The following is a 24,496-nucleotide window of genomic DNA, read 5'->3' as shown; positions in this document are numbered from 1 at the left end:
CGTGTTGGGGGTCACCTCTCGCCCGTCACCGTCACGCCCACGACCTCGTCGGCATCGGTGTACCGGACGCGTACGGCGTGGCGGCCGCCCGCGAACGCGGTGTGGACCGCCAGGCGGACGTGCGGCTCGGGGTCGGTGAGGGTGCGCCACGCCCCGTTCACGTACAGGCGCAGGCGCGTGGTGCTGTGGTGCGCGTCGAGAGGGTCGGGCGGGTCCGGCAGCAGGTCGTCCCAGAAGCGTTCCGCCACGCCCTCCGTGATGCGGCGCGGTACGAGGTGGGCCACCGCGGCGCGCAGGTCCGGGCGGGTGCCGATGCGCTGCGAGGACGGGCGGCCCGGCGCCTCCCGCTGCGGCGAGCCGGTGCGGCGCAGGAGCTCGCGCAGGGGCTCGGGCGCCAGCGGGGCCAGGCCCGCCGTGCGCAGCATCCCCTGGAGCGCGGCCAGCACGCCCGCGACCTGCGCGGCCGCCGGTGACGTGCCGGAGAACGCGTCCGTGTACCAGGTGTCCTCCGACTGCCCGCCCTGCAGCTCGCCCGGCCGGTTCCAGAAGCCGCCCGCCGTGGTGACCTCGTGGCCCCAGCCCTGGGCGTCCACCCGCGTACCGAAGTTGGAGAAGCCCAGGCGGGAGCGGTCGGGGCCGTGGTCGCGGCCGTGCGTGCCCGGCGGCGGGGCGCCCGCGCCGACCACGATCGCGCCGGAGGACGGGGCCGCCGGGTCGAACGGGTTGCGCCACCACGCCGGGAAGCCGTCCGGGCGCGCCTCGTACAGCGCGTCGTCCAGGCTCTCCGCGCCGTTGCCGGCCGCCTCGACGACCACCACGCCGCGCGCCGTCGCGTACCGCACGGCCGCGTAGTCGTCGGGCCACCACTCCAGCGGGATGTGACCGCGCTGGTCGTCGTCGGCCGCGTAGCCGAAGCGCGGGCCGGGGCGGTGCAGCGGGACCAGCAGGATGTCGCCGGGGGTGAGGCGGTCGGCGGCGCCGGTGATGGCCCGGGCCGTGCCGATGCCGTGGATCGACGCGACCGCGAGGACCGCCTCCGGGACGATGCCGAGCGTGCCGCTGCCGGTGCGGCTGCCGCCGAGCACCCCGAGCACGCCGGTTCCGTGGTTGCGCCAGGCCAGGTCCTCGACGGGGGTGCCCGCGACGATCCCGGCGAGCTTGGGCCCGAGGTCGCGGTGGCCGAGCTGCCAGGCCGCCTCGACGTCGACGATGCTCACGCCCTCGCCGGAGCCGCCCGCCTGGAGCCACGCCCAGGCCGCGTCCACGCCGTCGGGCGCGGGGCCCAGGTAGCCCTGGCGGCCGCTGAAGTCGGGGGTGGCGGCCCCTTCCTTCTCGCGCCGCCCTTCGTCGGCGCGCGCGTCGCCGTCGTCCTTCGCGCCGAACGGGCCCGTCGCCGGGAGCGCGCTCGGCTTCACGTACGCCGTGTCGATCCCGGGCAGGCCCGCGAGCCGGGAGGCGAGCTCCTCCAGGCGGTCCTCGCCGCCGCGCACGCGGTGGAAGAGCGTGAGGTCGGGTACGTCGACGCCGTGCCGGGGGAGCAGCGCCAGCGCCTCACGCACCCGGGCCTCACTGCCGAACAGCGGCTCCAGGGCCAGCTGTTGGTCCATCAGGAACATGTCCAGGGCGGACGATCCCGGGGGCGCCTCGGAGATCGGCGAGCCGTCCTGTACGAGTTCGGGGCGGGCGACCACGATCAGCTCCCGCTCGACCGGGTGGTACGCGAAGCCCGCGCCCTCGGGCCCGGGGTCCTGTGCCCCGGCCGCGCCGGCCGTGCCGAGCGAGTCGCCCATGGTTCCCACTCCCCATCAGTGCGTCGACGTCTGTCAGCTGTCATCCGTCCGCCGGGGAGAACCCTGCTGCGGGGACCCAGACCTGTACAGGACGCAATCTCGACAAAGGCCGACGCGAGCGAGACACGGCCGAATAGAGCCGAAGAGGCCCGACGCGAGAGGGGCGCGTATCAGTCACCTCTATCGCGGGTGCGAACACCCAGGTCAGAGGCCTTGTCGATACATTCGCGCATCGGATACGTTCATGTATCCGAGAGAGGGAGCCCATGACCACCGCCACCCCGCCCAAGCGCGTCACCTCGCGCCGCGCCCGCACCCGGCGGCGGCTGCTCGACTCCGCGCTCGACGTGTTCGCCGAGGAGGGCTTCGGCCGGTCCACGGTCGAGCAGATCTGCGAGCGGGCCGGATACACCCGCGGCGCCTTCTACTCGAACTTCACCTCGCTCGACGAGCTGTTCCTCGCCATGTGGGAGGAGCGCTCGACCCGGCTGCTCGCGGACGTGCGCGCCGCCCTCGACGAGGTGTCGGCGGCCGCGCCCGAGGACGCCGTGCGGGCCGCGCTGCGGGCCATCCCGGTGGACGACGCCTGGTACCGGGTCACCGCCGAGTTCACCGCGCACGCCCTGCGCAACCCCGCCCTGCGGCGCGTGATGGCCGCCCGGGAGCGGGCGATCCAGGACGCCGTGCTGCCCGCGGTCGTCGAGGCGCTCGGGCGCACCGGGCGCCGGGTCACCGACGAGGACGCGCTGGGTCAGGCGCTCGTCGCCGTCCACGACGGCACCGCCGTCCAGGTCCTGCTCGACCCCGGCAGCGAGGCCGTCCTGGCCCGCCGCGAAGCGCTCTTCCTGCACGTCCTTCAGGCCTACAGCACCGCAACCTCCTAACCCCTACCTCCCAGGAGACCGCCGTGAGTGACGACGCCGATGTCATCGTCGTGGGAGCCGGCCTCGCCGGGCTCGTCGCCACGTACGAACTCGTCCGCGCGGGCCGCAAGGTGCTCGTCGTCGACCAGGAGAACGAGGCCAACCTCGGCGGCCAGGCCTTCTGGTCGCTGGGCGGGCTGTTCTTCGTGAACAGTCCCGAGCAGCGCCGGATGGGCATCAAGGACTCGTACGACCTGGCGCTCGCCGACTGGATGGGCTCGGCCGCCTTCGACCGCGAGCGCGAGGACCACTGGCCGCGCCAGTGGGCGAAGGCGTACGTCAACTTCGCCGCCGGGCAGAAGCGGAGCTATCTGTACGGGCTCGGGCTGAAGGTCACGGCGACCGTCGGGTGGGCCGAGCGCGGCGCGGGCACCGCGGGCGGGCACGGCAACTCGGTGCCCCGCTTCCATCTGACCTGGGGGACCGGGCCCGAGGTCGTCCGGGTCTTCCGCGAGCCGGTCCTGGCGGCCGCCGCGCGCGGGCTCGTCACCTTCAAGTACCGCCATCGCGTGGACGACCTGATCGTCGAGGGCGGGGCGGCGGTCGGGGTGCGCGGAAGCGTCCTGGTGCCCTCGTCGGAGCCGCGCGGTGTGGCCTCCTCGCGGGAGCCCGCAGGCGAGTTCGAGCTGCGGGCGCAGGCCGTCGTCGTCACCTCCGGCGGCATCGGCGGCGACCACGACCTGGTCCGCAAGAACTGGCCGGTGGAGCGGATGGGGCCCGCGCCGCGCTCGATGGTGACCGGTGTGCCCGCGTACGTCGACGGGCGGATGCTGGGGATCACCGAGAACGCGGGCGGCTCGATCGTCAACCGCGACCGGATGTGGCACTACACCGAGGGCCTGAAGAACTGGGACCCGATCTGGCCCGGCCACGGCATCCGGATCATCCCGGGCCCGTCCTCGCTGTGGCTGGACGCGACCGGGCGGCGGCTGCCCGCGCCGCTCTTCCCCGGCCACGACACCCTCGGCACGCTCAAGCACATCGTGGGGACCGGCCACGACCACACCTGGTTCGTGCTGACGCGTTCCATCGTGGAGAAGGAGTTCGCGCTCTCCGGCTCGGAGCAGAACCCCGACATCACCGGCAAGGACCTGAAGCTGGTCCTGTCACGCGTACGCAAGGGCGCACCCGGGCCCGTGCAGGCGTTCCTCGACCACGGCGAGGACTTCGTCGTCCGCCGCTCGCTGCGCGACCTGGTCGACGGCATGAACGCGATCTCGCCCGGCCCCAAGCTCGAACTCGACCAGGTGGAGCGGGAGATCCGGGCCCGCGACCGCGAGATCGACAACGGGTACGGCAAGGACTTCCAGGTCATGTCGATGCGCAACGCGCGCGCGTACTGGCCGGACCGCATCACCCGGGTCGCCAAGCCGCACCGGCTGCTCGACCCGGCACACGGGCCGCTCATCGCCGTACGGCTGCACGTGCTGACGCGCAAGACGCTCGGCGGCCTGGAGACGACGCTCGACTCGCAGGTCGTACGGCCGGACGGGACCCCGTTCGACGGGCTGTACGCGGCCGGTGAGGTCGCCGGGTTCGGCGGCGGCGGGGTGCACGGCTACAACGCGCTGGAGGGGACGTTCCTCGGCGGCTGCATCTTCTCGGGCCGGGCGGCGGGACGGGCGCTGGCGCGGCGGCTGGCGTGAAGGCCGCGCGCCCGGCGCCAACGGCTACAACTGACCGTTGACCGCTACTCGTTGACCAGTACCGGCACGGACAGGACCGCGCTCGCCGCCTTCCCCGTGAGCGGGGGCTTCGGTACGGCGGTGAAGTCGATGCCCGCGCCCTCGGCGCGAGGTCCGGCGTGCCCGGGGGTGCCGTGGGCGGCCTCGCCCGCCTCGCCCTCCTCCGCGTACTGGAAGGAGCCGGTGCCGACGAGGTGGCCGCTCTCGTCGTAGAACGCGGCGCGCAGTTCGAGCGCGAGCACGTCGCTCACGTCGGAGGTGATGGCGAAGTGGCCGGTGACGGACGACTTCCCGGAGGCCTTCTCGGAGAGCTGGAGCTTGGTGACCCGTACGCGATCCGTGAACGGGCCCTGCTCCAGCCGCACTTCGCCCTTCGCCGGAACCTTGGCGAGGGTCGCGGCGGGTGCCGGGGCGCCGCTCGGCGCGGGGAAGGTGACGGCCGGGGCCGCCGCCTGTTCGGCCTGCGCGGGCCGCTGCCCGGCGTCGGCCTTGTCGCCGTCGGAGCCTCCGCAGGCCGTGGTGAGGGCCAGGGCGGTCAGGGCGAGAGCGGCCAGACGGATCGAGCGGTTCACTGCGTACTCCTGTGTCGGCGGGTGCGGGGCCGGGAGAGGGGTGGTCCCCCGGCCCCTGGTGAAGCATGGCCACGGCGGGTCAACCGCCGTGGGGGAGCAGGCTGTTGGGGCGGCGTTTCACGTGAAACAGCTCGTGTGGAACAGTCCGCGTTTCACGTGAAACGTCGCTCACTCGACGGCCCTGCCGCGTCAGCCGCGCGGCGCCCGGCCGAACAGCGAGCGGTACATCTTGCCGTACAGCTCGGTGTTGATCTGGCTCGCCGCGAACTTCTCGGCGCCCGGCCCGTAGGCGTAGATCGGCACGTCGGCGCCGGTGTGGTTGCCGGAGAGGTAGGTCAGCCAGAGGCTCGCCTCGGGGCTGCCGTCCTTGACGCCGGCCGCGTCGTCGGGCGTACGGAACGTCGCCGGGGCGAAGTTCTTGACGTCGCCGGAGCCGGCGCCGTTGAGGATGCCGGACGAGCGGACCGGGTCCTTGGCACCCGACTTGTCGCGCGACGGCTTCGAGTTGTTCGCCGGGTTGCCCGCGTCCGTGTTGGCCGGGGGCGCGACGGCCTCGGCGTTGGTGTACGTGCCCTTCTCGATGATGTTGAAGCCCGCGCACTCGTGGTCGGCGGTCACGATGACCAGCGTGTGCCCGTCCTTCTTGGCGAAGTCGGTCGCCGCCTTGACCGCGTCGTCGAACGCCTTGACCTCGGCGAGCGTCTGGGCCGCGTCGTTGGCGTGCGAGCGCTTGTCGATCTGGGCGCCCTCGATCTGGAGGAAGAAGCCCTTCTTGGACCGGCCGTTGAGCAGGTCGATCGACTTCTTCGCCATCTCGGAGAGGCTCGGCTCCTGCTGCTGCGGGGCGTCCGCCGGGAGCCCGGCCTTGGCCTGCTCGACGGTCAGGTTGCCGCGGTTGAAGAGGCCGACGACCTTCTTGCCCTTGACGCCGGCGAGGTCGGCCTTGGTGGCGACCTTCTGGCTGGCGGCGGTCTGCGCGGGCAGGCTCGGGTCGCCGAAGCTGCCGAGCACCTGGTAGCCCTGGGCCTGGAGGGCCTTCTGGTCGTCCGGCTCGAAGCGGGCGAGGCCACCGCCGAGGACCACGTCGGCGGTGCCGTTGCGGGCGATCTGCTCGGCGACCGGGGTGATCAGCGTCTTGTCCTCGGGGGCCTTCTCGTACGAGCCGTCCGCGTTCTTCGGAAGGCAGGCCGCGTCCGAGTAGACCGGTCCCTGGCAGCCGCGCAGCAGCACGTGGCTGAACTGGGCGCCGGGGGTGGCGTCGGTGATCTCGGCGGTGGAGACGTTGCCGGTGGCGAAGCCGGCCTTCTTGGCCTGCTCCATCAGCGTGACGCGGCGCTTCTCGTACGCGTCCACGCCGAGCGCGGCGTTGTACGTCTTCACGCCGGACGACCACGCGGTGGCGGAGCTCGCCGAGTCGGTGACCAGCGCGGGCTGGTCGGTGCCCTTCTCGACGGCGTAGGTGGCGACCGCGCCCGTGTAGGGCAGGCGCTCCATGTTCAGCTTGCCCTGGGCGCCGTAGTAGCGCTCGCGGCCGGCGGTGACGTGGGTGCGGCCCATGCCGTCGCCGAGCAGGTAGATGACGTTGTGTATCTCCTGCCCGTGGCCCGGGAACGGGCGGGCGTCGTGCTGCGGGGCGGAGTTGGCCGTGACGGCACTGCCCGCCGCGACGGCGGAGGCCAGTGCCACCACCGTCAGCGCCTTGCGGCGCTTGTGTCCCATGGATCTCATGGCGGCGAAGCTATGAGCCGAATATGAACGAGTTGTGAGGTGCGGGAGTACGGCGAACGAACGGCTTTGCCTTTCCATGGTGTTGATCCGTGGTGCGGCTCCGTCTTGTTGCCCGTCGTGTCGGCCTACCCGTACGAGAGGCCGGAGCAGATGTTGTCGTCCGCCGAGCGGGCCTTGTCCGCGACCTCGGAGGGGACGGCGGCGGGGGCGCTGTTCGAGGAGGCGTCGCCCGCCGGGGCTTCCGCGTACTTCGCACCCAGGATGACGCTGAGCCCCGGGGCCTTGGCCTGGCGCAGCAGCGCGCCGGGAAAGCGCTGGGCGAGGGCGTCGGCGTGGGCGCGTGCGCCCGGCCCGTACTCGATGACGGTGTGCACGAAGTCCTGGGTGGCGGCGGTCGCCGTGCCGGTGACCGTGTAGCCGCCCGCCTTGAGGGAGTCGGCGGCGCGGGCGGCCAGGCCCTTGGTGGTGGTGCCGTTGTAGACGGCGACGGACACCCCGGCGCCCGACGGCGGGGCGCTCGGACTCGGGCTCGGGGAGGCTGCCCGGGCCTGCTCCTGCTTGCCGCCCGCGTCCTTGCCGTCGACGGTCCGGTCCGCACGCAGGGCCGCGAAGAGCGCGTCGGCCTGCGGCTTCACTATCGCCACGCGCGCGCCCTCGTACCGCCAGGGCAGGGTGACGAACTTGGTGTTGTGCAGGTCGATGCTCTTCATCGACATGGCGAAGGAGATCAGCTTGTCGGCCGAGCCGAGGCCCGGGTCGACGGTCATGGAGGCGGTCGCGGCCTTGGCGAGCGGGAAGAGGGTGGTCGGGCTGAGGCCCTGCGACTTCACCTTCTTCATGAGGCTGGCGATGAACGCCTGCTGGCGCTGGATGCGGCCGATGTCGGAGCCGTCGCCTATGCCGTGCCGGATGCGTACGTAGTCGAGCGCCTTCTGGCCGGAGACCTCCTGGACGCCCTTGGTGAACAGCCGCTCCCCGCGCGCGTGGAGGTTGGGGTTGAGGTCGCCCTGGTAGATGTCCTTGGGCACGCAGACCTGGACGCCGCCGACGGCCTCGGTCATCTTGGCGAAGCCCGCGAAGTCCACGACGACGGTGTGGTCGACGCGCAGCCCGGTCAGCTTCTCGACGGTGTTCTGGGTGCAGGCCGGGTTGCCCTTGGCGGTGTCGCCCACGGAGAACGCCGAGTTGAACATCACGTTGTGCTGCGTCTTGGTCCAGGTGCCGTTCGGCAGCTTGCAGGGCGGTACGTCGACCAGGGTGTCGCGGGGTATGGAGACGGCCGTGGCGTGCTTGTGGTCGGCGTGGACGTGCATCAGGAACGCGGTGTCCGAGCGGCCGATGTCACCGTCGCCGTGGCCGTACTGCTCGTTGTCCCCCGCGCGCGAGTCCGAGCCGATGACCAGGACGTTCTGGCCCTTGGCCGAGGCGGCCGGGCGCTCGCCGGAGACCCCGCCGTCGTCGAAGGTGCGGATGTCGCCGTTGAGCTGGAGGTAGAGCCAGCCGACCCCGGCCACGGCGAGGACGAGCAGGGACACCAGCAGGGCGAGCACCAGACGCAGTTTGCCGCGTCTGCGCCGCCGGGCCGGGGGCGCGCCGGCGGCGCCCTTCCGGCTTCCGCCGCGCCCGTGTCCCGCCTTGTGGCTGCCTGCCATCCGTACGCCCTATCCGTGTCCGTTTGGTTGTACAGTTGCGCAATGTAGCAAGTCTTACTGAGAGAGAAGCCGAGAGGGAAGGACGACGGGATGTTCCTGCGCAATGGCCTGGAGCCCTGGCATCTGCTGATCGTTGCCGTGGTGCTGATCCTGCTCTTCGGCTCCAAGAAGCTCCCTGACACGGCGCGGGCCCTGGGCAAGTCGCTGCGGATCCTCAAGAGCGAGACGCGGGCGATGAAGGACGAGTCGGGGGGCGAGGCGGGGGCCGTGACGCCGACCGTGGTCGTCCAGCCCTCCGCCGACCGGAGCACGGCTCAGGCCTCGACCCAGACTCCCGCCCAGACCCCCGCACCGCACCCCGCCGACGCGCCGCGCCCGTAACCGCCGCCGACCCGCCCGGCATGTACACGCACGGAGTTGTCCACAGGCTGCGGACGGTGTGGGCGGGTTGTCGGCGGGGCGGCGCATGATGGGGTCCATGAACGAGATGCCGGAGTGGGAGAAGCGGTTCAGGGCGCCCCGGGTCGGGCTCCCCGACTGGGCGGAGGACGCCCCGGACCGCTCGCTGTTCGTGTCGAACGCGACGGGGACGTACGAGCTGTACGCATGGGACCGGGCGACCGGCGCCCAGCGCCAGGCGACGGACCGGCCGAACGGGACGACGGACGGGGTGCTGACGCCGGACGGCGAGTGGATCTGGTGGTTCAGCGACACGGACGGCGACGAGTTCGGCGTGTGGATGCGCCAGCCGTTCGGCGGCGGGGACGACGAGCCCGCCGTGCCCGGCCTGGAGCCGTCCTACCCGGCGGGCCTGGCGCTCGGCCGGGACGGCACGGCGGTGGTCGGCCGCTCCACCGACGACGACGGCACGACGGTCCACGTGGTGCGGCCCGGGACCGCACCGGTGGAGATCTACCGGCACCGCGAGTCGGCGGGCGTCGGCGACCTCTCGCACGACGGGGCGCTGATCGCCCTGGAGCACACCGAGCACGGCGACGCGATGCACTCGGCGCTGCGCGTGGTCCGGCTCGACGGCTCCACGGCCGCCGAGCTCGACGACACCAAGGGCGGCGCGGAGGAGCTGGGCCTTGAGGTGCTCGGCTTCGCACCGCTGCCCGGCGACACCCGGCTGCTGATCGCACACCAGCGCCGGGGGCGCTGGGAGCCGATGGTGTGGGACGTGGCGTCCGGCGAGGAGACCGAGCTCGCGCTGGAACTGCCGGGCGACGTGGTGGCGGAGTGGTACCCGGACGGCTCGGCGCTGCTCGTCGTGCACAGCTTCGAGGCCCGCAGCGAGCTGTTCCGGTACGACCTGGCGGCGGCCGAGCTGGTCGAGGTGGAGACCCCGGCCGGTTCCGTCTCCGGCGCGACGGCCCGGCCCGACGGGACCGTGGAGTACCTGTGGTCGTCGGCGGCGCGCCCCTCGGAGGTGCGCTCCACCACGGGCGCGGTCGTCCTCGATCCCCCGGGCATGAAGGCGCCGGGCTCGGTCCCGGTGGAGGACGCGTGGGTGGAGGGGCCCGGGGGCCGGATCCACGCGCTGGTGCAGCGGCCGGCCGGGGCGGGCCCGTTCCCGACCGTCTTCGAGCTCCACGGCGGCCCGACCTGGCACGACAGCGACGCGTTCGCGGCGGGCCCGGCGGCGTGGCTGGACCACGGGTACGCGGTGGTGCGCGTCAACTACCGCGGCTCCACGGGGTACGGCAGGGAGTGGACGGACGCGCTCAAGCACCGGGTCGGGCTCATCGAGCTGGAGGACGTGGCGGCGGTCCGCGAGTGGGCGGTCTCGTCCGGCCTCGCCGACCCGGCCAGGCTGGTGCTCGCGGGCGCGTCCTGGGGCGGCTATCTGACCCTGCTCGGCCTGGGCACCCAGCCGGACGCGTGGTCGCTCGGCCTCGCGGTGGTGCCGGTCGCGGACTATGTGACGGCGTACCACGACGAGATGGAAGCGCTGAAGGCGATGGACCGGACGCTGCTGGGCGGCACGCCGGAGGAGGTGCCGGAGCGCTTCGAGGCCTCCTCGCCGCTGACGTACGTGGACGCGGTGAAGGCCCCCGTCTACATCTCGGCGGGCGTCAACGACCCGCGCTGCCCGATCCGCCAGGTCGAGAACTACGTGGACCGACTGGCGGCGCGGGGGGCGGTGCACGAGGTGTACCGGTACGACGCGGGGCACGGATCGCTGGTGGTGGAGGAACGGATCAAGCAGGTGCGGCTGGAGCTGGAGTTCGCGGGGAGGCACCTGGCCCCCTAGCGAGACGGGCGGGCACCCCGCGCCCCAGCCCCCCGGAGGGATTCCGTACCGTGGTGGTGTGTACCGGTTCCTGCTGACGCCCCGCTGGTGGGGGATCAACGTCTTCGTCGTGCTGGCCATCCCCTTCTGCGTGTTCATGGGGTCCTGGCAGCTCGGCCGCTTCGAGGACCGCGTGCAGTCGCACAACGCGGCCGACGAGCGGCCCGACCAGGCCGAGCAGCGGGCCGCACCGCTGCGCGAGCTGCTGCCCGTCGACCAGAAGACCTCGGGCCGCACGGCGAGCGCGACCGGGCGGTACGGGGACCAGTTCCTGGTGCCGGACCGCCGGGTGGATGGCCGCAGCGGCTCGTACGTGCTGACCCTGCTGCGTACCGACGGCGGCAAGGCGCTGCCCGTGGTGCGCGGCTGGTTGCCGAAGGGGCGCCCGGCGCCCGCCCCGCCCACCGGCGAGGTCGCCGTCGCCGGGGCGCTCCAGGCCTCCGAGACGCCCGGGACGGACGGGGTGAACGCCTCGGGCGGACTCCCCCGGGGCCAGCTCGGGATGATCAGCGCGGCGTCGCTGGTCAACCTCGTGCCGTACGAGGTGGAAGACGCGTGGATCACGCTCACCAAGGCCGACGCGGGGATGACGGCGGTACCGGCCGCCAAGCCGCAGAACACCGGCCTGGACCTGAAGGCGTTCCAGAACCTCGGCTACACCGGCGAGTGGTTCGTCTTCGCCGGGTTCGTGATCTTCATGTGGTTCCGGCTGCTGCGGCGCGAGGCCGAGGCGGCGGAGGACGCGGAGTTGGGCCTGGCGCCCGAGCCGACCGGTACGGCCAGTACGGCCAGTACGGCCAGTACGGGCTGAGTGTCTTCTGCGGGCCGGTGGGGGCTGGTCGCGCAGTTCCCCGCGCCCCTTAGGCACTGAACCGCAGCGCACCACGTGCGAGGGGGCGGGGGCCTGAATCAACCGGCCGCCGCCCCCTCGTGCTCCTCCCCCTCCGGACGAGGAGCCGTCAGGGTGCCGCCGGGGTCGGGGCCGCGAGGACGCCCGTGCGGTAGATCGTTCCGGCGCAGGCGTTGGGGATGGTCGCCTCGGCGGTCGGGGCGCCCGGTTCGGCGACGTGGGTCACCGCGACCTTGCCGTCCGTCGGGGTGGCGGGCGTCGCCGGGTCGGCGGCGCCGAGCTGGGGTTCGGCGCCCGTCGGGGCCGTACCGGTCCCCGTGCCGCCGGTCGCCGCGCCGCCGCCTCCGCTGACCGTCGACGGCGAGGGGTCGGGCGAGGGCTGTGGCTTGGGGCAGGTCTCGGACGGCACCCAGGCGAACTTGATCTCGTACGCGGCCGACGGCTTGAGGACGAGACCGGTGGCTTCCAGCGAGGGGTCGGGCAGCCGGGCCGCCGGGTCGCCGGTGGAGTGGTCCACGACGGTGATCCGGGAGGCGTCGGCCGCGCCCAGCGCCTGGAAGTCGACCTTGCCCGCCCCGCTGACCTGGCAGAGCTTCTGCGAGACGTTGGCGACGCGGAACGTGCCGTAGACCTTGCCGTCGGCGTCGGGCTTGCTGATCCGCGCGGACTTCACACCGAGTTCGGTCGCGTCGCAGACCGGCGAGCCGGGGACGACCGGCCCGCCGACGGGTCCGGTCGCGCCGCCCACGGTGCCGCCGACGGCGGTCCGCCCGGGCTCCACGGGCTTCACGGTCCCGGTCGGCGCCGGGGTGCGGGGGGTCCGTCCGGAGGGCCTGTCGGCCCCCCGGTCACCGTCCTCCACGCCCGGAGCGGTGCCGGTGCCGCCCTGGGCCTGCTGGCCGTGCCCGGCGATGGTGGGCCGGTCCTCGGAGGCCGCGCCGGAGTTGGCGACGTGCAGGAACGCGGGGACCGCGGTGCCGATGAGCAGCGCCGCGGCGGCCGCGCCGACCATCGCGTGCCGCTTGCGGGCCTGGCGGGCGGGGACGGCCCGGCGCAGGTGGTCCAGGGCTCCCTCGGACGGCTCCATGCCGTCCACCGCGCCGTGCAGCATCCGGCGCAGCGCGTCTTCGTCCGGGGTGAGGCCAGGTGGGAAGGGGTCGTTCACAATTCCGTTTCCAGTCCGGTCGTCCAGAGGGCGGTCGGGCCCGTAGGTGCTCTCCCCGTGGCGGCGGCCGTGGCCGCGGTCGCCGTGCTCGCCGTGGTGCCCGTGTTCCCCTCGGGCCCCGGCCGTACCGTACGGACTGTCGGTGCCGTACGGACTGTCGGTGCTGTACAAACCGTCCGTCAAGCCATCCGTGCCGTCCCGGCGCCCGCGGTGGTCACCGCGCTCGTCGCCGTCTCCCCGCCGATCCCCCCTGTCCCCGAATCCCGCATTCCACTTGGCGCTCATACCGGTGCCTCCATGGCTATCCGGAGGGCCGCGATGCCGCGCGAGCCGTACGCCTTCACCGAGCCCAGGGATATCCCCAGCGTCTCGGCGACCTGGGACTCGGTCATGTCCGCGAAGTACCGCAGCACGAGGACCTCGCGCTGGCGGCGCTGGAGGCCGCGCATGGCCTTGATCAGCGCGTCCCGCTCCAGCTGGTCGTACGCCCCCTCCTCGGCGCTCGCCATGTCGGGCATCGGCTTGGAGAGCAGCTTGAGCCCGAGGATGCGGCGGCGCAGGGCCGAGCGGGACAGGTTGACGACGGTCTGGCGCAGATAGGCGAGCGTCTTCTCGGGCTCGCGCACGCGCGAGCGGGCCGAGTGGACGCGGATGAAGGCCTCCTGGACGACGTCCTCGCAGGAGGCCGTGTCGTCGAGCAGCAGGGCGGCGAGCCCGAGCAGCGAGCGGTAGTGCGCGCGGTAGGTCTCGGTGAGGTGGTCGACGGTGGTCCCCGCTGCCATGGCGTCGTCAGTGCCCTCGCGGGCCGACGTCGGCTGGGACGGGACGCGGGTGGGGCGCGCGGTGGGCATGGGGGCGATCACCGGCATGCCGCCGGGCGGCCGCCGCCGGAGCGGGCGGACCACTGCGCCGCGCACCGGAATAGCGCTGATGTCGAGAACCTCTGCCACGCCAGTTGGACACGCTTCCCCCCGTCAGGGTTGTACGCGTACGACACCGTTTTTGACAGTGCGACAAATGCCCTCATGCGTACTCGCTCTTCCCCAATGCCCCGATATTTACGGCACCTTGATGGGCGACCGCATAGACGCTCCATGCCGGGCTGCCGGTTGCAGGGACACGGAAATGAATCGTGTAACAGGGCAACAGTGCAGTTCAAGTGGTACAGACCAGCGACTTGCTCACAGAGCGTTCACAGATCCTACAAACTCTGTGGCCTTCCCGGCGGCGAAATCGCGCCGGTATGGGACCGGTCTTCAGCCGCTGAATTCCCCGGCCGCCAGCTCGGCGATCTGAGCGGCGTTCAAAGCCGAGCCCTTGCGGAGGTTGTCGCCGCAGACGAAGAGGTCGAGCGCGTACGGATCGTCGGGCGAGCGCCGCACCCGTCCCACCCACGCCGGGTCGGTGCCGACCGCGTCGGCGGGCGTCGGGAACTCGCCCACCGCCGGGTCGTCGAGCAGCACCACGCCGGGCGCGGTGGCCAGGATCTCGTGGGCCCGCGCCACCTCGACCTCGTTCTCGAAGGTCGCGTGGACGGAGACGGAGTGGGTGGTGACCACCGGGACCCGCACGCAGGTCGCGGCCACCGCGAGCCGCGGCAGGCCGAGCACCTTGCGGGTCTCCGCGCGCAGCCCCAGCTCCTCGCTGGACCAGCCGCCGTCGGCCGGCTCCCCCGACCAGGGCACCACGTTGAGCGCGACCGGCGCCGCGAACGGCCCGGTGTCCTCGCCCACAGCCCGGCGCACATCGCCGGGCCCGGTGCCCAGTTCCGTACCCGCGACGAGGGAGAGCTGGGCGCGCAGGGTCTCGACGCCGGCCCGGCCGGCGCCGCTGACCGCCTGGTACGTGGAGACGACGAGCCCGCTCAGGCCGTACTCGGCGTGCAGCGCGCCCACCGCCACGATCAGCGCGAGGGTGACGCAGTGCGGGGAGGCGACGATCCCGCGCGGCCGCAGCCGTACGGCGTGCGGGTTGACCTCGGGCACCACCAGCGGCACGTCCGGGTCCATGCGGAAGGCCGCCGAGGTGTCCACGACCACCGCGCCCTTGGCGGCGGCGACCGGCGCCCACTGGGCGGCGACCTGCTCGGGCACCAGGAAGACGGCGACGTCTACGCCGTCGAGGGCCTCCTCGCCCAGAGGCAGGACCTCGGTCTCCTCGCCGCGCACGACGAGCTTGCGGCCCGCCGAGCGCGCGGAGGCGACCAGCCTGATCTCGCCCCAGACGTCCGCGTGCTGGGACAGGATCTGGAGCAGCACCGCGCCGGCGCCCCCGGTCGCACCGACGACCGCGAGCGCCGGCCCCCGGTTCATCGTCCGGTGCCTCCGTAGACGACCGCCTCGTCGGAGTCGGAGTCCAGGCCGAAGGCGGTGTGCACGGCGCGCACGGCCTCGTTGACGTCGTCGGCGCGGGTGACCACGGAGATACGGATCTCGGAGGTGGAGATCAGCTCGATGTTCACGCCCGCGTCGCTGAGCGCCTCGAAGAACCCGGCGGTGACGCCCGGGTTGGTCTTCATCCCGGCGCCGACCAGCGAGATCTTGGCGATCTGGTCGTCGTAGCGCAGCGACTCGAAGCCGATGGTCGCCTTGGCCCGCTCCAGGGCGTCGATGGCCTTGCGGCCCTCCGCCTTGGGCAGGGTGAAGGAGATGTCGGTCAGCCCGGTGGAGGCGGCGGAGACGTTCTGGACGACCATGTCGATGTTGATCTCGGCATTGGCGATCGTCCGGAAGATGGCCGCGGCCTCGCCCGGCTTGTCGGGGACCCCGACCACCGTGATCTTCGCCTCGGAGACGTCGTGGGCGACTCCGGAGATGATGGCGTGCTCCACCTGCTGATCCCCTCGCGGTTCGTTGCTGACCCAGGTGCCCTGAAGTCCGCTGAAGGACGACCGGACGTGGATCGGAATGTTGTAACGGCGTGCGTACTCGACGCAGCGGTGCAGCAGCACCTTGGAGCCGGACGCGGCCAGCTCCAGCATGTCCTCGAAGGAGATCCAGTCGATCTTCTTGGCCTTCTTGACCACGCGCGGGTCCGCGGTGAACACACCGTCGACGTCGGTGTAGATCTCGCAGACCTCGGCGTCGAGCGCCGCCGCGAGGGCCACGGCCGTGGTGTCGGACCCGCCTCGGCCGAGCGTGGTGATGTCCTTGGAGTCCTGGGAGACCCCCTGGAAACCGGCCACGATCGCGATGTTGCCCTCGTCGAGGGCGGTCCGGATCCGGCCCGGCGTGACGTCGATGATCCGCGCTTTGTTGTGGACCGAGTCCGTGATGACGCCTGCCTGGCTGCCCGTGAACGACTGGGCCTTGTGGCCCAGGTTTTTGATCGCCATGGCCAGCAGGGCCATGGAGATCCGCTCTCCGGCGGTCAGCAGCATGTCGAATTCCCGGCCGGTCGGCATCGGAGATACCTGCTCGGCGAGATCGATCAACTCGTCCGTCGTGTCGCCCATCGCGGAAACCACGACGACCACCTGGTGGCCGTTCTTCTTGGCTTCCACGATCCGCTTGGCGACGCGCTTGATGCCCTCGGCATCGGCAACGGAGGAGCCTCCGTACTTCTGCACGACAAGGCCCACGTGCGCTCCTCGCTCAGTCCATTACTGCGGTCGGCTCAGTCTAACGAGCGGCCCGGATCCGCCCGGGAGGTGCCACATCGTGAGATGTCCCGCTCGCGATGTGATCTTGGTAGGCCCCCGGGCGGGGGGACGGATCCGGTCCGCTCGTGAAGGCGCACCTGCCCCTCGACCGTGGTTGTACGCACGGGTGTGGGGCGGCTCACATAGCCGTCGGAGCCAGTACCGGACTACTTGACCGTACGCAGGCCCAGCGGCCCCGCGATCTCCTCGGCCATCACGCGGCCCGCCTCCTCGGCGAGCGACTCCTCGGTCAGGTCCTCGTCCGTGTCGAGGCCGTCCAGCTCCTGGAGGGGCTGGTTGAGGCGGACGTGGGCGACCAGCGACTGGAGGGCGCGCAGGGTCGCGGAGGCGGTGGAGCCCCAGTTGGAGAAGTACGAGAACTGCCACCACCACAGCGCCTCGGTGGTGCGGCCCGCGCGGTAGTGGGCGAGGCCGTGGCGCAGGTCGGTGACGACGTCCGCGAGGTCGTCGGAGATCCGGCAGGCGACGGGCGCCTTGCGCGGCTCATACGGGTCGAAGACCTCCGAGTACACGTCGATCGGCTCGAGCAGGGCCGCGAACCGCTCGCGCAGGTCGTCGACGTCCGGCTCCGGGCCGAGGTCCGGCTCGTACCGCTCGTCCGGGACGATGTCCTCGTGCGCGCCCAGGCGCCCGCCCGCGAGCAGCAGTTGGGAGACCTCCAGGAGCAGGAACGGCACCGCGCTGTCCGGCTCGTCGCCCTTGGCCACCTCGGTGACCGCGACGATGAAGGACTCGACCTGGTCCGCGATCTGGACCGCGAAGGAGTCCGGATCCTGGTTGACCGCGTGCAGCGTTGCGTCAGACATCGAGAAGTCGCCTTCCTTCAAAGGCCCGCCCGAGCGTGACCTCGTCCGCGTACTCCAGATCTCCCCCGACGGGGAGTCCGCTGGCCAGCCGGGTGACCCGCAGGCCCATCGGCTTGATCATGCGGGCGAGGTACGTCGCTGTCGCCTCGCCCTCCAGGTTCGGGTCGGTGGCCAGGATCAGCTCGGTGACCGTGCCGTCGGCGAGCCGGGCGAGCAGCTCGCGGATGCGCAGGTCGTCCGGGCCGACCCCCTCGATGGGGCTGATGGCGCCGCCGAGCACGTGGTAGCGGCCGCGGAACTCACGGGTCCGCTCGATCGCCACGACGTCCTTCGGCTCCTCCACGACGCAGATGACGGCCGGGTCGCGGCGCGGGTCGCGGCAGATGTTGCACCGCTCCTCCTGCGCCACGTTGCCGCACACCGCGCAGAACCGGACCTTGTCCTTCACTTCGAGCAGGGCGTGCGCGAGCCTGCGCACGTCGGTGGGCTCGGCCTGGAGGATGTGGAAGGCGATCCGCTGCGCGCTCTTGGGACCGACGCCGGGCAGCCTGCCCAACTCGTCGATGAGGTCCTGGACCACGCCTTCGTACAACGGACTGCCTCTCGTGGGTCTTCCGGGTGCTTACGGTAGTTGGTGGGCGGGCGCCGCATAAGGGCGGACCCGCGTTGTTCACCACTGTTCAGGAGCGCGCTCCCGCAGCCGCCTCAGAAGGGCAGGCCCGGCATTGAGCCGAGGCCCTGCGCCAGCGGGCCGAGCTTCTGCTGCTGGAGCTGCTGCGCGTTCTCGTTCGCGGCCTGGACGGCGGCGACGACGAGGTCCGCGAGCGTCTCGGTGTCCTCCGGGTCGACCGCCTTCGGGTCGATGACGAGGCCGCGCAGCTCGCCGGAGCCGGTCACGGTCGCCTTGACGAGCCCGCCGCCGGCCTGGCCGTCGACCTCGGTCGCGGCGAGCTCCTCCTGCGCACGGGCGAGGTCCTGCTGCATCTGCTGCGCCTGCTGGAGCAGCTGCTGCATGTTGGGCTGGCCACCACCAGGGATCACGGTGCACTCCGTCTTTTCGCGTAGTCGTGTCGCGTACTCGGGTGCCGGAAGGATCCGGCACTCCGAGCCTACGTGCTCTCCCCGCGCACTGCTCCGCAACTCTTTCGAGTGAGTCGACGGAGGTTCTCCTACCTGATCAAGGCCCTCTTACGGGGGGAAATACCGGGATATCGGCTCTGGCTCCCACCATTCGGCGGTAGGAAGGGCAGTCACGTCTCGGGGGAGGCCGGTGGCCGCTGCGCACGGTGATGGACGGTGACTGTACGTTACGTCACCGACATGTGCCGACCGTACGCCGACAGTTTCGATACGCACCGCGGAGGGAGCGCCGGGTGAGCCAGCCGGAGATGCAGCCCGAGGGGCTTCCGGGACCGCCCCGGGACGAGCGCGACCTGACCGGTCGCCCGTTCCCGCTCGGCGACTGGGGCGAGCCCGCGGAACGGCTGGACGAGCTGTACCGGTGGGTCGAGGCGGGGGCGCTGCGCACGGCCGAGTGGTACCTGGCGGACCGGCTGTGGAAGCGGCGGGGCGCGCGGGTGCTGCGGGTGTGCACGGCGGCGGGCGCGATCGCCGGGGCGGGGCTGCCGCTGCTCGACGTCACGGGCGCGCTGTCGGGGGCGTCCGGCTGGGGCTACGTCTCACTGCTCCTGGGGGCGGCGTGCCTGGCCTGCGACCGGTACTTCGGGCTTACGTCGGGGTGGATGCGGGATGTTGCGACGGCGCAGGCGGTGCAGCGGAGGTTGCAGGTGCTGCAGTTCGACTGGGCGTCGGAGAGTGTTCGTGAGGTGCTCGGCCCGACGGAGGGGACGGCGAGCGAGGCGGCGGACCGCTGCCTCACGGTCCTCCGCCGCTTCTCAGAAGACGTGACGGAACTGGTCCGCTCCGAAACGGCGGACTGGATGGTGGAATTCCGCTCGGGCCCAGCGCCGCTGGTCATGCAGTCGCTGGCATCCTCCTCCCCCCGCCCGGACGCAGCCCCCGGCCCAGGCCGCTTCCCCCTCCCCCCAGGCACCCGCCCCAACATGCCCCGCCAACGCCCCCCGGAGTCCCCGAGGTAGAAGCCCCCACCCCGCCCCTTCCCGAAGGCCCTCTGGCGGGCGGCCGGGTGGGTGGGACCGGGGCGGGGTGGGCTACTGGGGGCTGCGCCCCCAGACCCCCTGTTCGTCTGCGGACCGTGGCGGGCTGGTCGCGCAGTTCCCCGCGCCCCTGGATGCGCCCCTTCGGGGCACCCAGGGGGATTGCCGCGGAGCGGCATTTAAGGGGCGCGGGGAACTGCGCGACCAGTTGGGGACGGTCCGCAGACGAATGCAGACCCAGGGGTCCGGGGGCGTAGCCCCCGGGAAACCACCTCCGCCCCCGCCCACCCCCGGAGGGTTTCGGGAAGGGGTGGGGTGGGGCAAAAACCCGCCGTTCAGCGGCGCGGCAGTAGCGTCCTCGCCAAGCGGCGGGTCAGGGGCGCTCGCGGCTTCGGGGGCGTCGCCGGGGACGGCGTCGAGGGGGTCGCGGCCCCCTCGTGGCGGGAGCGCGGCGGCGTTGGCGCCACCGCCTTCTTCCCCGCGATCCGGATCAGCGGCGCCCCCGCCACCTCCTCCACCCCGTGCCACATGTCGGGACGGGACGAGAGCCACGACAGCAGCTCCGACCGAGCCGGCTCCGGGTCCGACCACGTGCCGTAGAACTTCGTTCCCGTGATGCAGATCGGACGGAGGCCCGTCGTCGCCACCGCCCCCCACACCGCCGCCGCCACCCCCGGACAGTGCTCCGCCCGGAAGTCGTCGAACGCCACGATCCCGTCGGGGGCGACCAGGGCCCGGGCCGCCGCGATGTCCCCGTACACATGCTCGTACAGGTGCGACGCGTCCACGTGGACGAAGCGGCAGGACGCCGCCGACACCCGGGACGTGATCACCGACGTGGGTGCCTGGACGACGACCGGGAGCGAGTCGTGGAAGGACAGGTAGTTCGCCTCGAACGCCCGCCGCGTCAGCGTCGCGTACGAGCGGTCCATCTCCTCGCTGTTGGGGTCGTCCGGCGCGGGCGAGTCGAACAGGTCGCAGACCGTGAACGTCTCGCCCTCCCGCAGGTACGACCCCAGGAAGATCGCGCTCTTGCCCAGGTACGCGCCGAGTTCCAGCAGGTCACCACGGAGTTCCTGGCGCTCCTGGCGCGCCAGGAACCAGTCGAAGAGCAGTTGGTCGGCGGGCCAGAACCACCCCTTCACATCGGAGAAGCGGGCCGGGGCGGCGGCGCTCTGAGCGCCCGTCGTTTGTGACATGGACCGGTCCTACTCCCGCCAGGTGGCGGGGAGTTTACGGTCAGGGGTGGGGCCGGTGGTGCTCCGGCGACATCCCCCGTACGGCCCGCCCCCAGCAGCCCGCCCCTCAGCTGAAGATGATCATAGAGCCCTGCGCCAGCGACCGCGTCGCCGCCGCGTGCAGCCCCAGCCACACGTGCCGCTCCCGTGCGAAGGGGCTCTCGTCGTACGGGATCGGGCCCGCCGGCTCCTCGAGCGAGGTCGGCCGGTCCGGCGGGGCCGGGGCCATCGGCGGGTTGACGGGATCTATCCCGATCGCCGGGGCCACGAACTCCAGCTCCCGCAGCAGCCCGTGCGTGGAGCCCAGCGGACCGCCCCCGGCCAGCAGTTCCTCGTTGGCGAGCGGGGTGTGGAAGTCCACCGGCACGTACGCGCCCGCGTGGTCGTAGTGCCAGACCAGATGGGACTGCTGGGCCGTCGTCTCGAACATCTCCAGGAGCTGCTCGTAGTCGCCGCCGAGCTCGTCGACCGGGGTCACGGCGAGGCGGCAGAGCTGGAGGAGGTAGGCGCGGCGCAGGAAGTGCAGGGCGTCGTAGTCGAAGCCCGCGACCGGGGCGACGTCGCCCGACAGGCCGGGCATGTACGCGAAGACGGGCACGGGCGGCAGCCCGGCCTCACCGAGTGCCTTGTCGTACGAGGCGATCTCCTCGGCGAACGGGTTGTCGGGGCTGTGGCACAGCACGTCGACGAGGGGGACCAGCCACAAGTCACAGGCCACGGGGCTCCTTACGAGGTCGCGATGGTCGGGACAGCGTAGTCCGCCGAGCACGCTCCGCGAAGCTCGCCCGTCAACTCCCGTGCGGGGCACGCGTCAACGCGCCGCGAAGCCGTCGGCTCAGGCGTCACACGCGTATCAGCAGACGCATGACGACCGACCCGCCGGGCTCAGCGGCCCACGTCCCAGATCCATACCCCGTCCACCCGGCGTCCCTCCCTGCCGAGCAGCCGGGTCACCGTCGTGTACAGCGCGTCGTCGTTGTCCTGCGGGGGCAGCACGACCAGCCCGGCCTTCCAGTACGCCAGGTCCGCCCGCGCCTGGGCGCGCCAGGCGTCGCCGATGTCCGGGATCGCGCCGCCGTAGCGCACATCGCGCAGCAGGTTGGAGGTCCAGCGCGGGGAGGCGCCGTAGATGCCGATGCGGTCCGGGCCCCAGGGGCCGTTGAAGTAGCCGCCGGGCAGCGGGAAGCCGAGGTCGGCGCGGACCTGCCAGTGCAGGGCGTCGGCGGCCGTCGGGTCGGGCAGCGGCACGGTCACCACGGACTCGCCGGGCTTCACGTACGGACGCCACAGCCCGTCCGCGAAGAACGACGGCACCGGCGCCCGCTCGGTCACCGCGAAGGGCGTCGGGACGATCGGCAGCAGGGCGAGCGCCACCGCGGCGAGGCCGACGGACCGGTTCACCCGGCCCGCCGCCGCGAGGCGGCCGACCGCCAGCGCGACCAGCGCGCCGAGCGCCGGCGCGCAGACCATGCCGACCCGGCCCTCGATGACCGACTCGAAGAGCGGCCGGTGGGCGAGGGCCCGCCAGGGGCCGGGCAGGACGACGTCCGTGTAGGGGATACGGATCCTCTGCCCGAGCGAGAGCAGCGCCGCCGCGACCGCCGTGCCCGCGAGCGCCTTGACCAGGGCGTGCCGCCACAGCCGTACCGTGATCGCGAAGGCCAGGGCGATCAGCGGCCAGCCGTAGAACGCGTTCTGCTCGGTCCTGTTGAGCGCCAGCTTGTCGGCCGTCGCCTCGTCGCCGAGCAGCGCCCGCCCGGAGAACTTCAGGAACGAGAGCGGGCTGTTGCCGGCGGCGTCGCCGTGCAGCACCGAGTGGTAGCTCTGGCTGCCGAAGAACTGCCAGGTCAGCGGGTACGCGACCAGAGGCAGGCAGACCAGGGCGGCCACCCCGAGGCCCTTCGCGAGCGCGGGCCCGGCTTCGCGGACGACCCCGCGGCGCGCCAGCGCGTACGACAGCGCGAAGAGCAGCATGCCGACCGAGGCGAGCAGCAGGACCTCCTCGCCGAGGAAGATCTGGTACGCGGTGAACAGGCCGAGCAGCACGCCGTCACGGCGTACGTTCGCGGCCGGTCGGCACAGCCTCAGCGCGCGGTCGACGATCACCGGGATCATGAACAGGACGCAGAAGTTCGGGTGCGCGTTGGCGTGCGAGATCATCGGCGGCGCGAACCCGGCGAGCGCGCCGCCGAGGCCCGCCGCCCATGGATTGTCGGTCACCCAGCGCGCGAAGAGCCGGTACCAGGCGTACGCGGTGGCGGTCAGGCCCAGGGTGAGGACCAGCGCCCAGGTGACGGTCGGGCCCAGCGCGAGCGTGACGGGTGTGAGCGGCACGGACAGGCCCAGCATGGGCGTGTTGCCCATGAGGTTCACCCCGTCCGGGAAGCCCTGGAGGGTGGTGAAGAGCGGGTCGCGCAGATGCCGGACGTTGTCGGCGGTGACCGAGAAGAACCACTCCCACTGGTTCTGGTCCTGGCCGGAGTCGGCGAGGTAGCCGTGGCCGAGGTCGGTCCAGAGGTCCTTGTAGAGCAGGACCGAGGACAGCAGGAAGAGGGCGAACAGGGCGAGGCTCGCGCGGCTCGCGGAACGGGCTTTGAGACGGACGAGTTCGAGGAGCACCCGGCCGTAGTCGGCCGGGCCGACCTTGGAGCCCTCCTGGTGGGACCAGCGGACCGGGACCTCGGCCACGGGCCAGCCGTGGCGGCGGAAGTACTGGAGGATCTCCACGTCTATGCCCCAGCCGTCGAGGCGGGCGTCGGCGAAGGCCGCGCGCGCCTTGTCGCCGTCGAAGAGCTTGAAGCCGCACTGGGTGTCGTGGATGCCGGGGACCGCGACCGCGCGTATGAGCCGGTTGCCCATCCGCCCGAGCCACTCGCGGACGCGGCCCTGGTGGACCGCTATGTCGGCCTCGGGGTGGGCGCGGGAGCCGATCGCGGCGGCCGCCTGGGCGCCGTCGAGCTCCTTGGCGAGCCGGTCGAGCTCGGCGACGGGGGTGGCCAGGTCGGCGTCGGTGAGCAGCACGCGGGCGCCCCGGGAGGCGGCGACGCCGAGCCGCAGGGCGTGGCCCTTGCCGCGGTTGCGGTCGGCGGCGAGGAGCCGGATGCGGGGGTCGGCGGCCGCTTCCCTCGCCACGTCCGCCGTGCCGTCCTCGGACCCGTCGTCGACGACGATCAGCTCCCAGGAGAGCGCCGAGCCGTGGAGGTGGTCCCGGATGGCGTCCAGGGTCGGGCCGAGGCGCCGCTCCTCGTTGTACGCGGGGACGACGACCGAGAGGTCGGGGGGGCCGCCGTCCGTCACCGCTTCAGCCGCTCCGCCCAGGTGAGCGAGTGGTCGTTGTACGCGCAGATCACGGCGTGGGCGGCGTCGCCGTCGCCCTTGACCACGGCGTCGACGAGGTCGCCGTGCCCGTTCCACAGCCAGTCGCTGAGGTCACTGCGCCCGCGCAGGTACGGGACGGCGAAGACCCAGCACTGCATGCGGAGCCGGTGCAGGAAGTCCGAGATGTACGGGTTTCCGGCGAGGGCGCCGAGCTCGCGCCAGAACCGGAGGTCGTAGCCGATGAGGATGTTGAGGTCGCCGCTGCGGGCGGCGCGGGCGCACTCCTCGGCGCGGCGCCGCACGGAAACGAGGGCGGGCCCCTGGGCGGCACCGAGCTCGGTAATCTTCCGAAAGATCCCATTAACGACGAGCGACCGAGCCTCGACCATCCCCTTGTAGTCCTCGATGGAGAACTCATGGACGCGGAAGCCGCGGTGCTGGTCGGAGTCGAGCAGGCCTTGGGCGGTGAGGTCGACGAGGGCCTCGCGGACGGGGGTGGCGCTGACCCCGTACTGCTCGGCGATCTGCTTGACGGTGAATTCCTCGCCGGGCTGCAGGCGCCCGGCCAGTATCTCGTCGCGCAGCGCGTCGGCGATCTGCTGCCGCAGCGTGCTGCGCGTCACGCCTCCACTCGCGGGCACGGCGCCCTCCCCTCCTCGGTAACCGCCCACGATAGGCCAGCCCCGCCGGGGACTCCC

The 24,496-nt window shown here is 72.4% G+C and carries 21 protein-coding genes; 6 read left to right on the top strand and 15 right to left on the bottom strand.

Annotation, left to right across the window (positions count from 1 at the left end):
- Positions 1-11: 11 nt before the first annotated feature.
- Entirely contained in the window at positions 12-1,790 is a 1,779-nt protein-coding gene (locus IE252_RS04325) for a S8 family serine peptidase (RefSeq protein ID WP_190087942.1), read from the bottom strand.
- Between the two features lie 266 nt (positions 1,791-2,056).
- Between IE252_RS04325 and IE252_RS04320 the strand changes: the two genes are divergently transcribed.
- Together IE252_RS04320 and IE252_RS04315 are read left to right on the top strand one after the other, a co-directional pair.
- Complete coding sequence (locus IE252_RS04320) at positions 2,057-2,674, top strand: TetR/AcrR family transcriptional regulator (RefSeq protein WP_190087941.1); 618 nt, start codon at positions 2,057-2,059, stop codon at positions 2,672-2,674.
- A gap of 23 nt (positions 2,675-2,697) precedes the next feature.
- Positions 2,698-4,359 (top strand): FAD-binding dehydrogenase, encoded by a 1,662-nt coding sequence (locus IE252_RS04315; protein WP_190087940.1) that lies wholly within the window; start codon positions 2,698-2,700, stop codon positions 4,357-4,359.
- 44 nt (positions 4,360-4,403) lie between these two features.
- Here IE252_RS04315 and IE252_RS04310 read toward each other — a convergent pair whose 3' ends face one another.
- The 3 genes from IE252_RS04310 to IE252_RS04300 all read right to left on the bottom strand — a co-directional run bounded on the left by IE252_RS04310 (position 4,404) and on the right by IE252_RS04300 (position 8,350).
- Positions 4,404-4,970 carry a hypothetical protein gene (locus IE252_RS04310; RefSeq protein ID WP_190087939.1) on the bottom strand — a complete coding sequence of 189 codons (567 nt, stop codon included), beginning with the start codon at positions 4,968-4,970 and terminating at the stop codon, positions 4,404-4,406.
- 189 nt (positions 4,971-5,159) lie between these two features.
- Positions 5,160-6,698, bottom strand: a complete 1,539-nt coding sequence (locus IE252_RS04305; RefSeq protein ID WP_229847993.1) for an alkaline phosphatase — start codon at positions 6,696-6,698, stop codon at positions 5,160-5,162.
- A gap of 125 nt (positions 6,699-6,823) precedes the next feature.
- On the bottom strand, positions 6,824-8,350 hold the full coding sequence (locus tag IE252_RS04300; protein WP_190087938.1) for an LCP family protein: 1,527 nt from the start codon (positions 8,348-8,350) through the stop codon (positions 6,824-6,826).
- A 90-nt stretch (positions 8,351-8,440) separates the two neighbouring features.
- Here IE252_RS04300 and tatA point away from each other — a divergent pair, with 90 nt between their 5' ends.
- From tatA to IE252_RS04285, 3 genes are all read left to right on the top strand, one after another.
- Positions 8,441-8,731, top strand: a complete 291-nt coding sequence (gene tatA, locus IE252_RS04295) for a Sec-independent protein translocase subunit TatA (protein ID WP_190087937.1) — start codon at positions 8,441-8,443, stop codon at positions 8,729-8,731.
- An 88-nt stretch (positions 8,732-8,819) separates the two neighbouring features.
- A complete protein-coding gene (locus IE252_RS04290) occupies positions 8,820-10,604 on the top strand; it encodes a S9 family peptidase (RefSeq protein ID WP_229848042.1) in 1,785 nt (594 codons plus the stop codon).
- Positions 10,605-10,662: 58 nt separating this feature from the next.
- A complete protein-coding gene (locus IE252_RS04285) occupies positions 10,663-11,454 on the top strand; it encodes an SURF1 family protein (RefSeq protein WP_190087936.1) in 792 nt (263 codons plus the stop codon).
- Between the two features lie 148 nt (positions 11,455-11,602).
- Here IE252_RS04285 and IE252_RS04280 read toward each other — a convergent pair whose 3' ends face one another.
- The 7 genes from IE252_RS04280 to IE252_RS04250 all read right to left on the bottom strand — a co-directional run bounded on the left by IE252_RS04280 (position 11,603) and on the right by IE252_RS04250 (position 18,166).
- Entirely contained in the window at positions 11,603-12,658 is a 1,056-nt protein-coding gene (locus tag IE252_RS04280; RefSeq protein WP_229847991.1) for a hypothetical protein, read from the bottom strand.
- A 281-nt stretch (positions 12,659-12,939) separates the two neighbouring features.
- Entirely contained in the window at positions 12,940-13,608 is a 669-nt protein-coding gene (locus tag IE252_RS04275; protein ID WP_190087935.1) for a SigE family RNA polymerase sigma factor, read from the bottom strand.
- Positions 13,609-13,914: 306 nt separating this feature from the next.
- Positions 13,915-14,970: an aspartate-semialdehyde dehydrogenase gene (locus IE252_RS04270; protein WP_190087934.1), complete on the bottom strand. Its 1,056-nt coding sequence runs from the start codon at positions 14,968-14,970 to the stop codon at positions 13,915-13,917.
- Positions 14,967-16,238 carry an aspartate kinase gene (locus IE252_RS04265; protein ID WP_190087933.1) on the bottom strand — a complete coding sequence of 424 codons (1,272 nt, stop codon included), beginning with the start codon at positions 16,236-16,238 and terminating at the stop codon, positions 14,967-14,969. The genes IE252_RS04270 and IE252_RS04265 overlap by 4 nt, the downstream gene beginning before the upstream one ends.
- A 227-nt stretch (positions 16,239-16,465) precedes the next feature.
- A complete protein-coding gene (locus IE252_RS04260; RefSeq protein ID WP_190087932.1) occupies positions 16,466-17,125 on the bottom strand; it encodes a DUF5063 domain-containing protein in 660 nt (219 codons plus the stop codon).
- The gene (gene recR / locus IE252_RS04255) at positions 17,118-17,717 is read right to left on the bottom strand and encodes a recombination mediator RecR (RefSeq protein ID WP_190087931.1); all 600 of its coding nucleotides are present in this window, start codon (positions 17,715-17,717) and stop codon (positions 17,118-17,120) included. The genes IE252_RS04260 and recR overlap by 8 nt, the downstream gene beginning before the upstream one ends.
- 113 nt (positions 17,718-17,830) lie before the next feature.
- Positions 17,831-18,166, bottom strand: coding sequence for a YbaB/EbfC family nucleoid-associated protein (locus IE252_RS04250; protein ID WP_190087930.1), 336 nt, complete (start codon positions 18,164-18,166; stop codon positions 17,831-17,833).
- A 332-nt stretch (positions 18,167-18,498) separates the two neighbouring features.
- Between IE252_RS04250 and IE252_RS04245 the strand changes: the two genes are divergently transcribed.
- Entirely contained in the window at positions 18,499-19,224 is a 726-nt protein-coding gene (locus IE252_RS04245) for an SLATT domain-containing protein (protein ID WP_190087929.1), read from the top strand.
- A 353-nt stretch (positions 19,225-19,577) separates the two neighbouring features.
- Here the strand turns inward: IE252_RS04245 and IE252_RS04240 are convergent, their stop codons facing one another.
- From IE252_RS04240 to IE252_RS04225, 4 genes are all read right to left on the bottom strand, one after another.
- Positions 19,578-20,441, bottom strand: coding sequence for a class I SAM-dependent methyltransferase (locus IE252_RS04240; RefSeq protein WP_190087928.1), 864 nt, complete (start codon positions 20,439-20,441; stop codon positions 19,578-19,580).
- 106 nt (positions 20,442-20,547) lie between these two features.
- Positions 20,548-21,198 carry a putative DNA-mimic protein gene (locus IE252_RS04235; protein ID WP_101389000.1) on the bottom strand — a complete coding sequence of 217 codons (651 nt, stop codon included), beginning with the start codon at positions 21,196-21,198 and terminating at the stop codon, positions 20,548-20,550.
- A gap of 167 nt (positions 21,199-21,365) precedes the next feature.
- Positions 21,366-23,777 carry a dolichyl-phosphate beta-glucosyltransferase gene (locus tag IE252_RS04230; protein ID WP_229847989.1) on the bottom strand — a complete coding sequence of 804 codons (2,412 nt, stop codon included), beginning with the start codon at positions 23,775-23,777 and terminating at the stop codon, positions 21,366-21,368.
- Complete coding sequence (locus tag IE252_RS04225; RefSeq protein WP_190087927.1) at positions 23,774-24,439, bottom strand: GntR family transcriptional regulator; 666 nt, start codon at positions 24,437-24,439, stop codon at positions 23,774-23,776. Before IE252_RS04225 ends, IE252_RS04230 begins: the two co-directional genes overlap by 4 nt.
- Positions 24,440-24,496: the final 57 nt, after the last annotated feature.

The sequence above is a fragment of the Streptomyces melanogenes genome (assembly GCF_014649795.1).
Taxonomy (GTDB): Bacteria; Actinomycetota; Actinomycetes; order Streptomycetales; family Streptomycetaceae; genus Streptomyces; species Streptomyces noboritoensis.
This window is presented reverse-complemented; position numbering and strand designations above follow the sequence as displayed.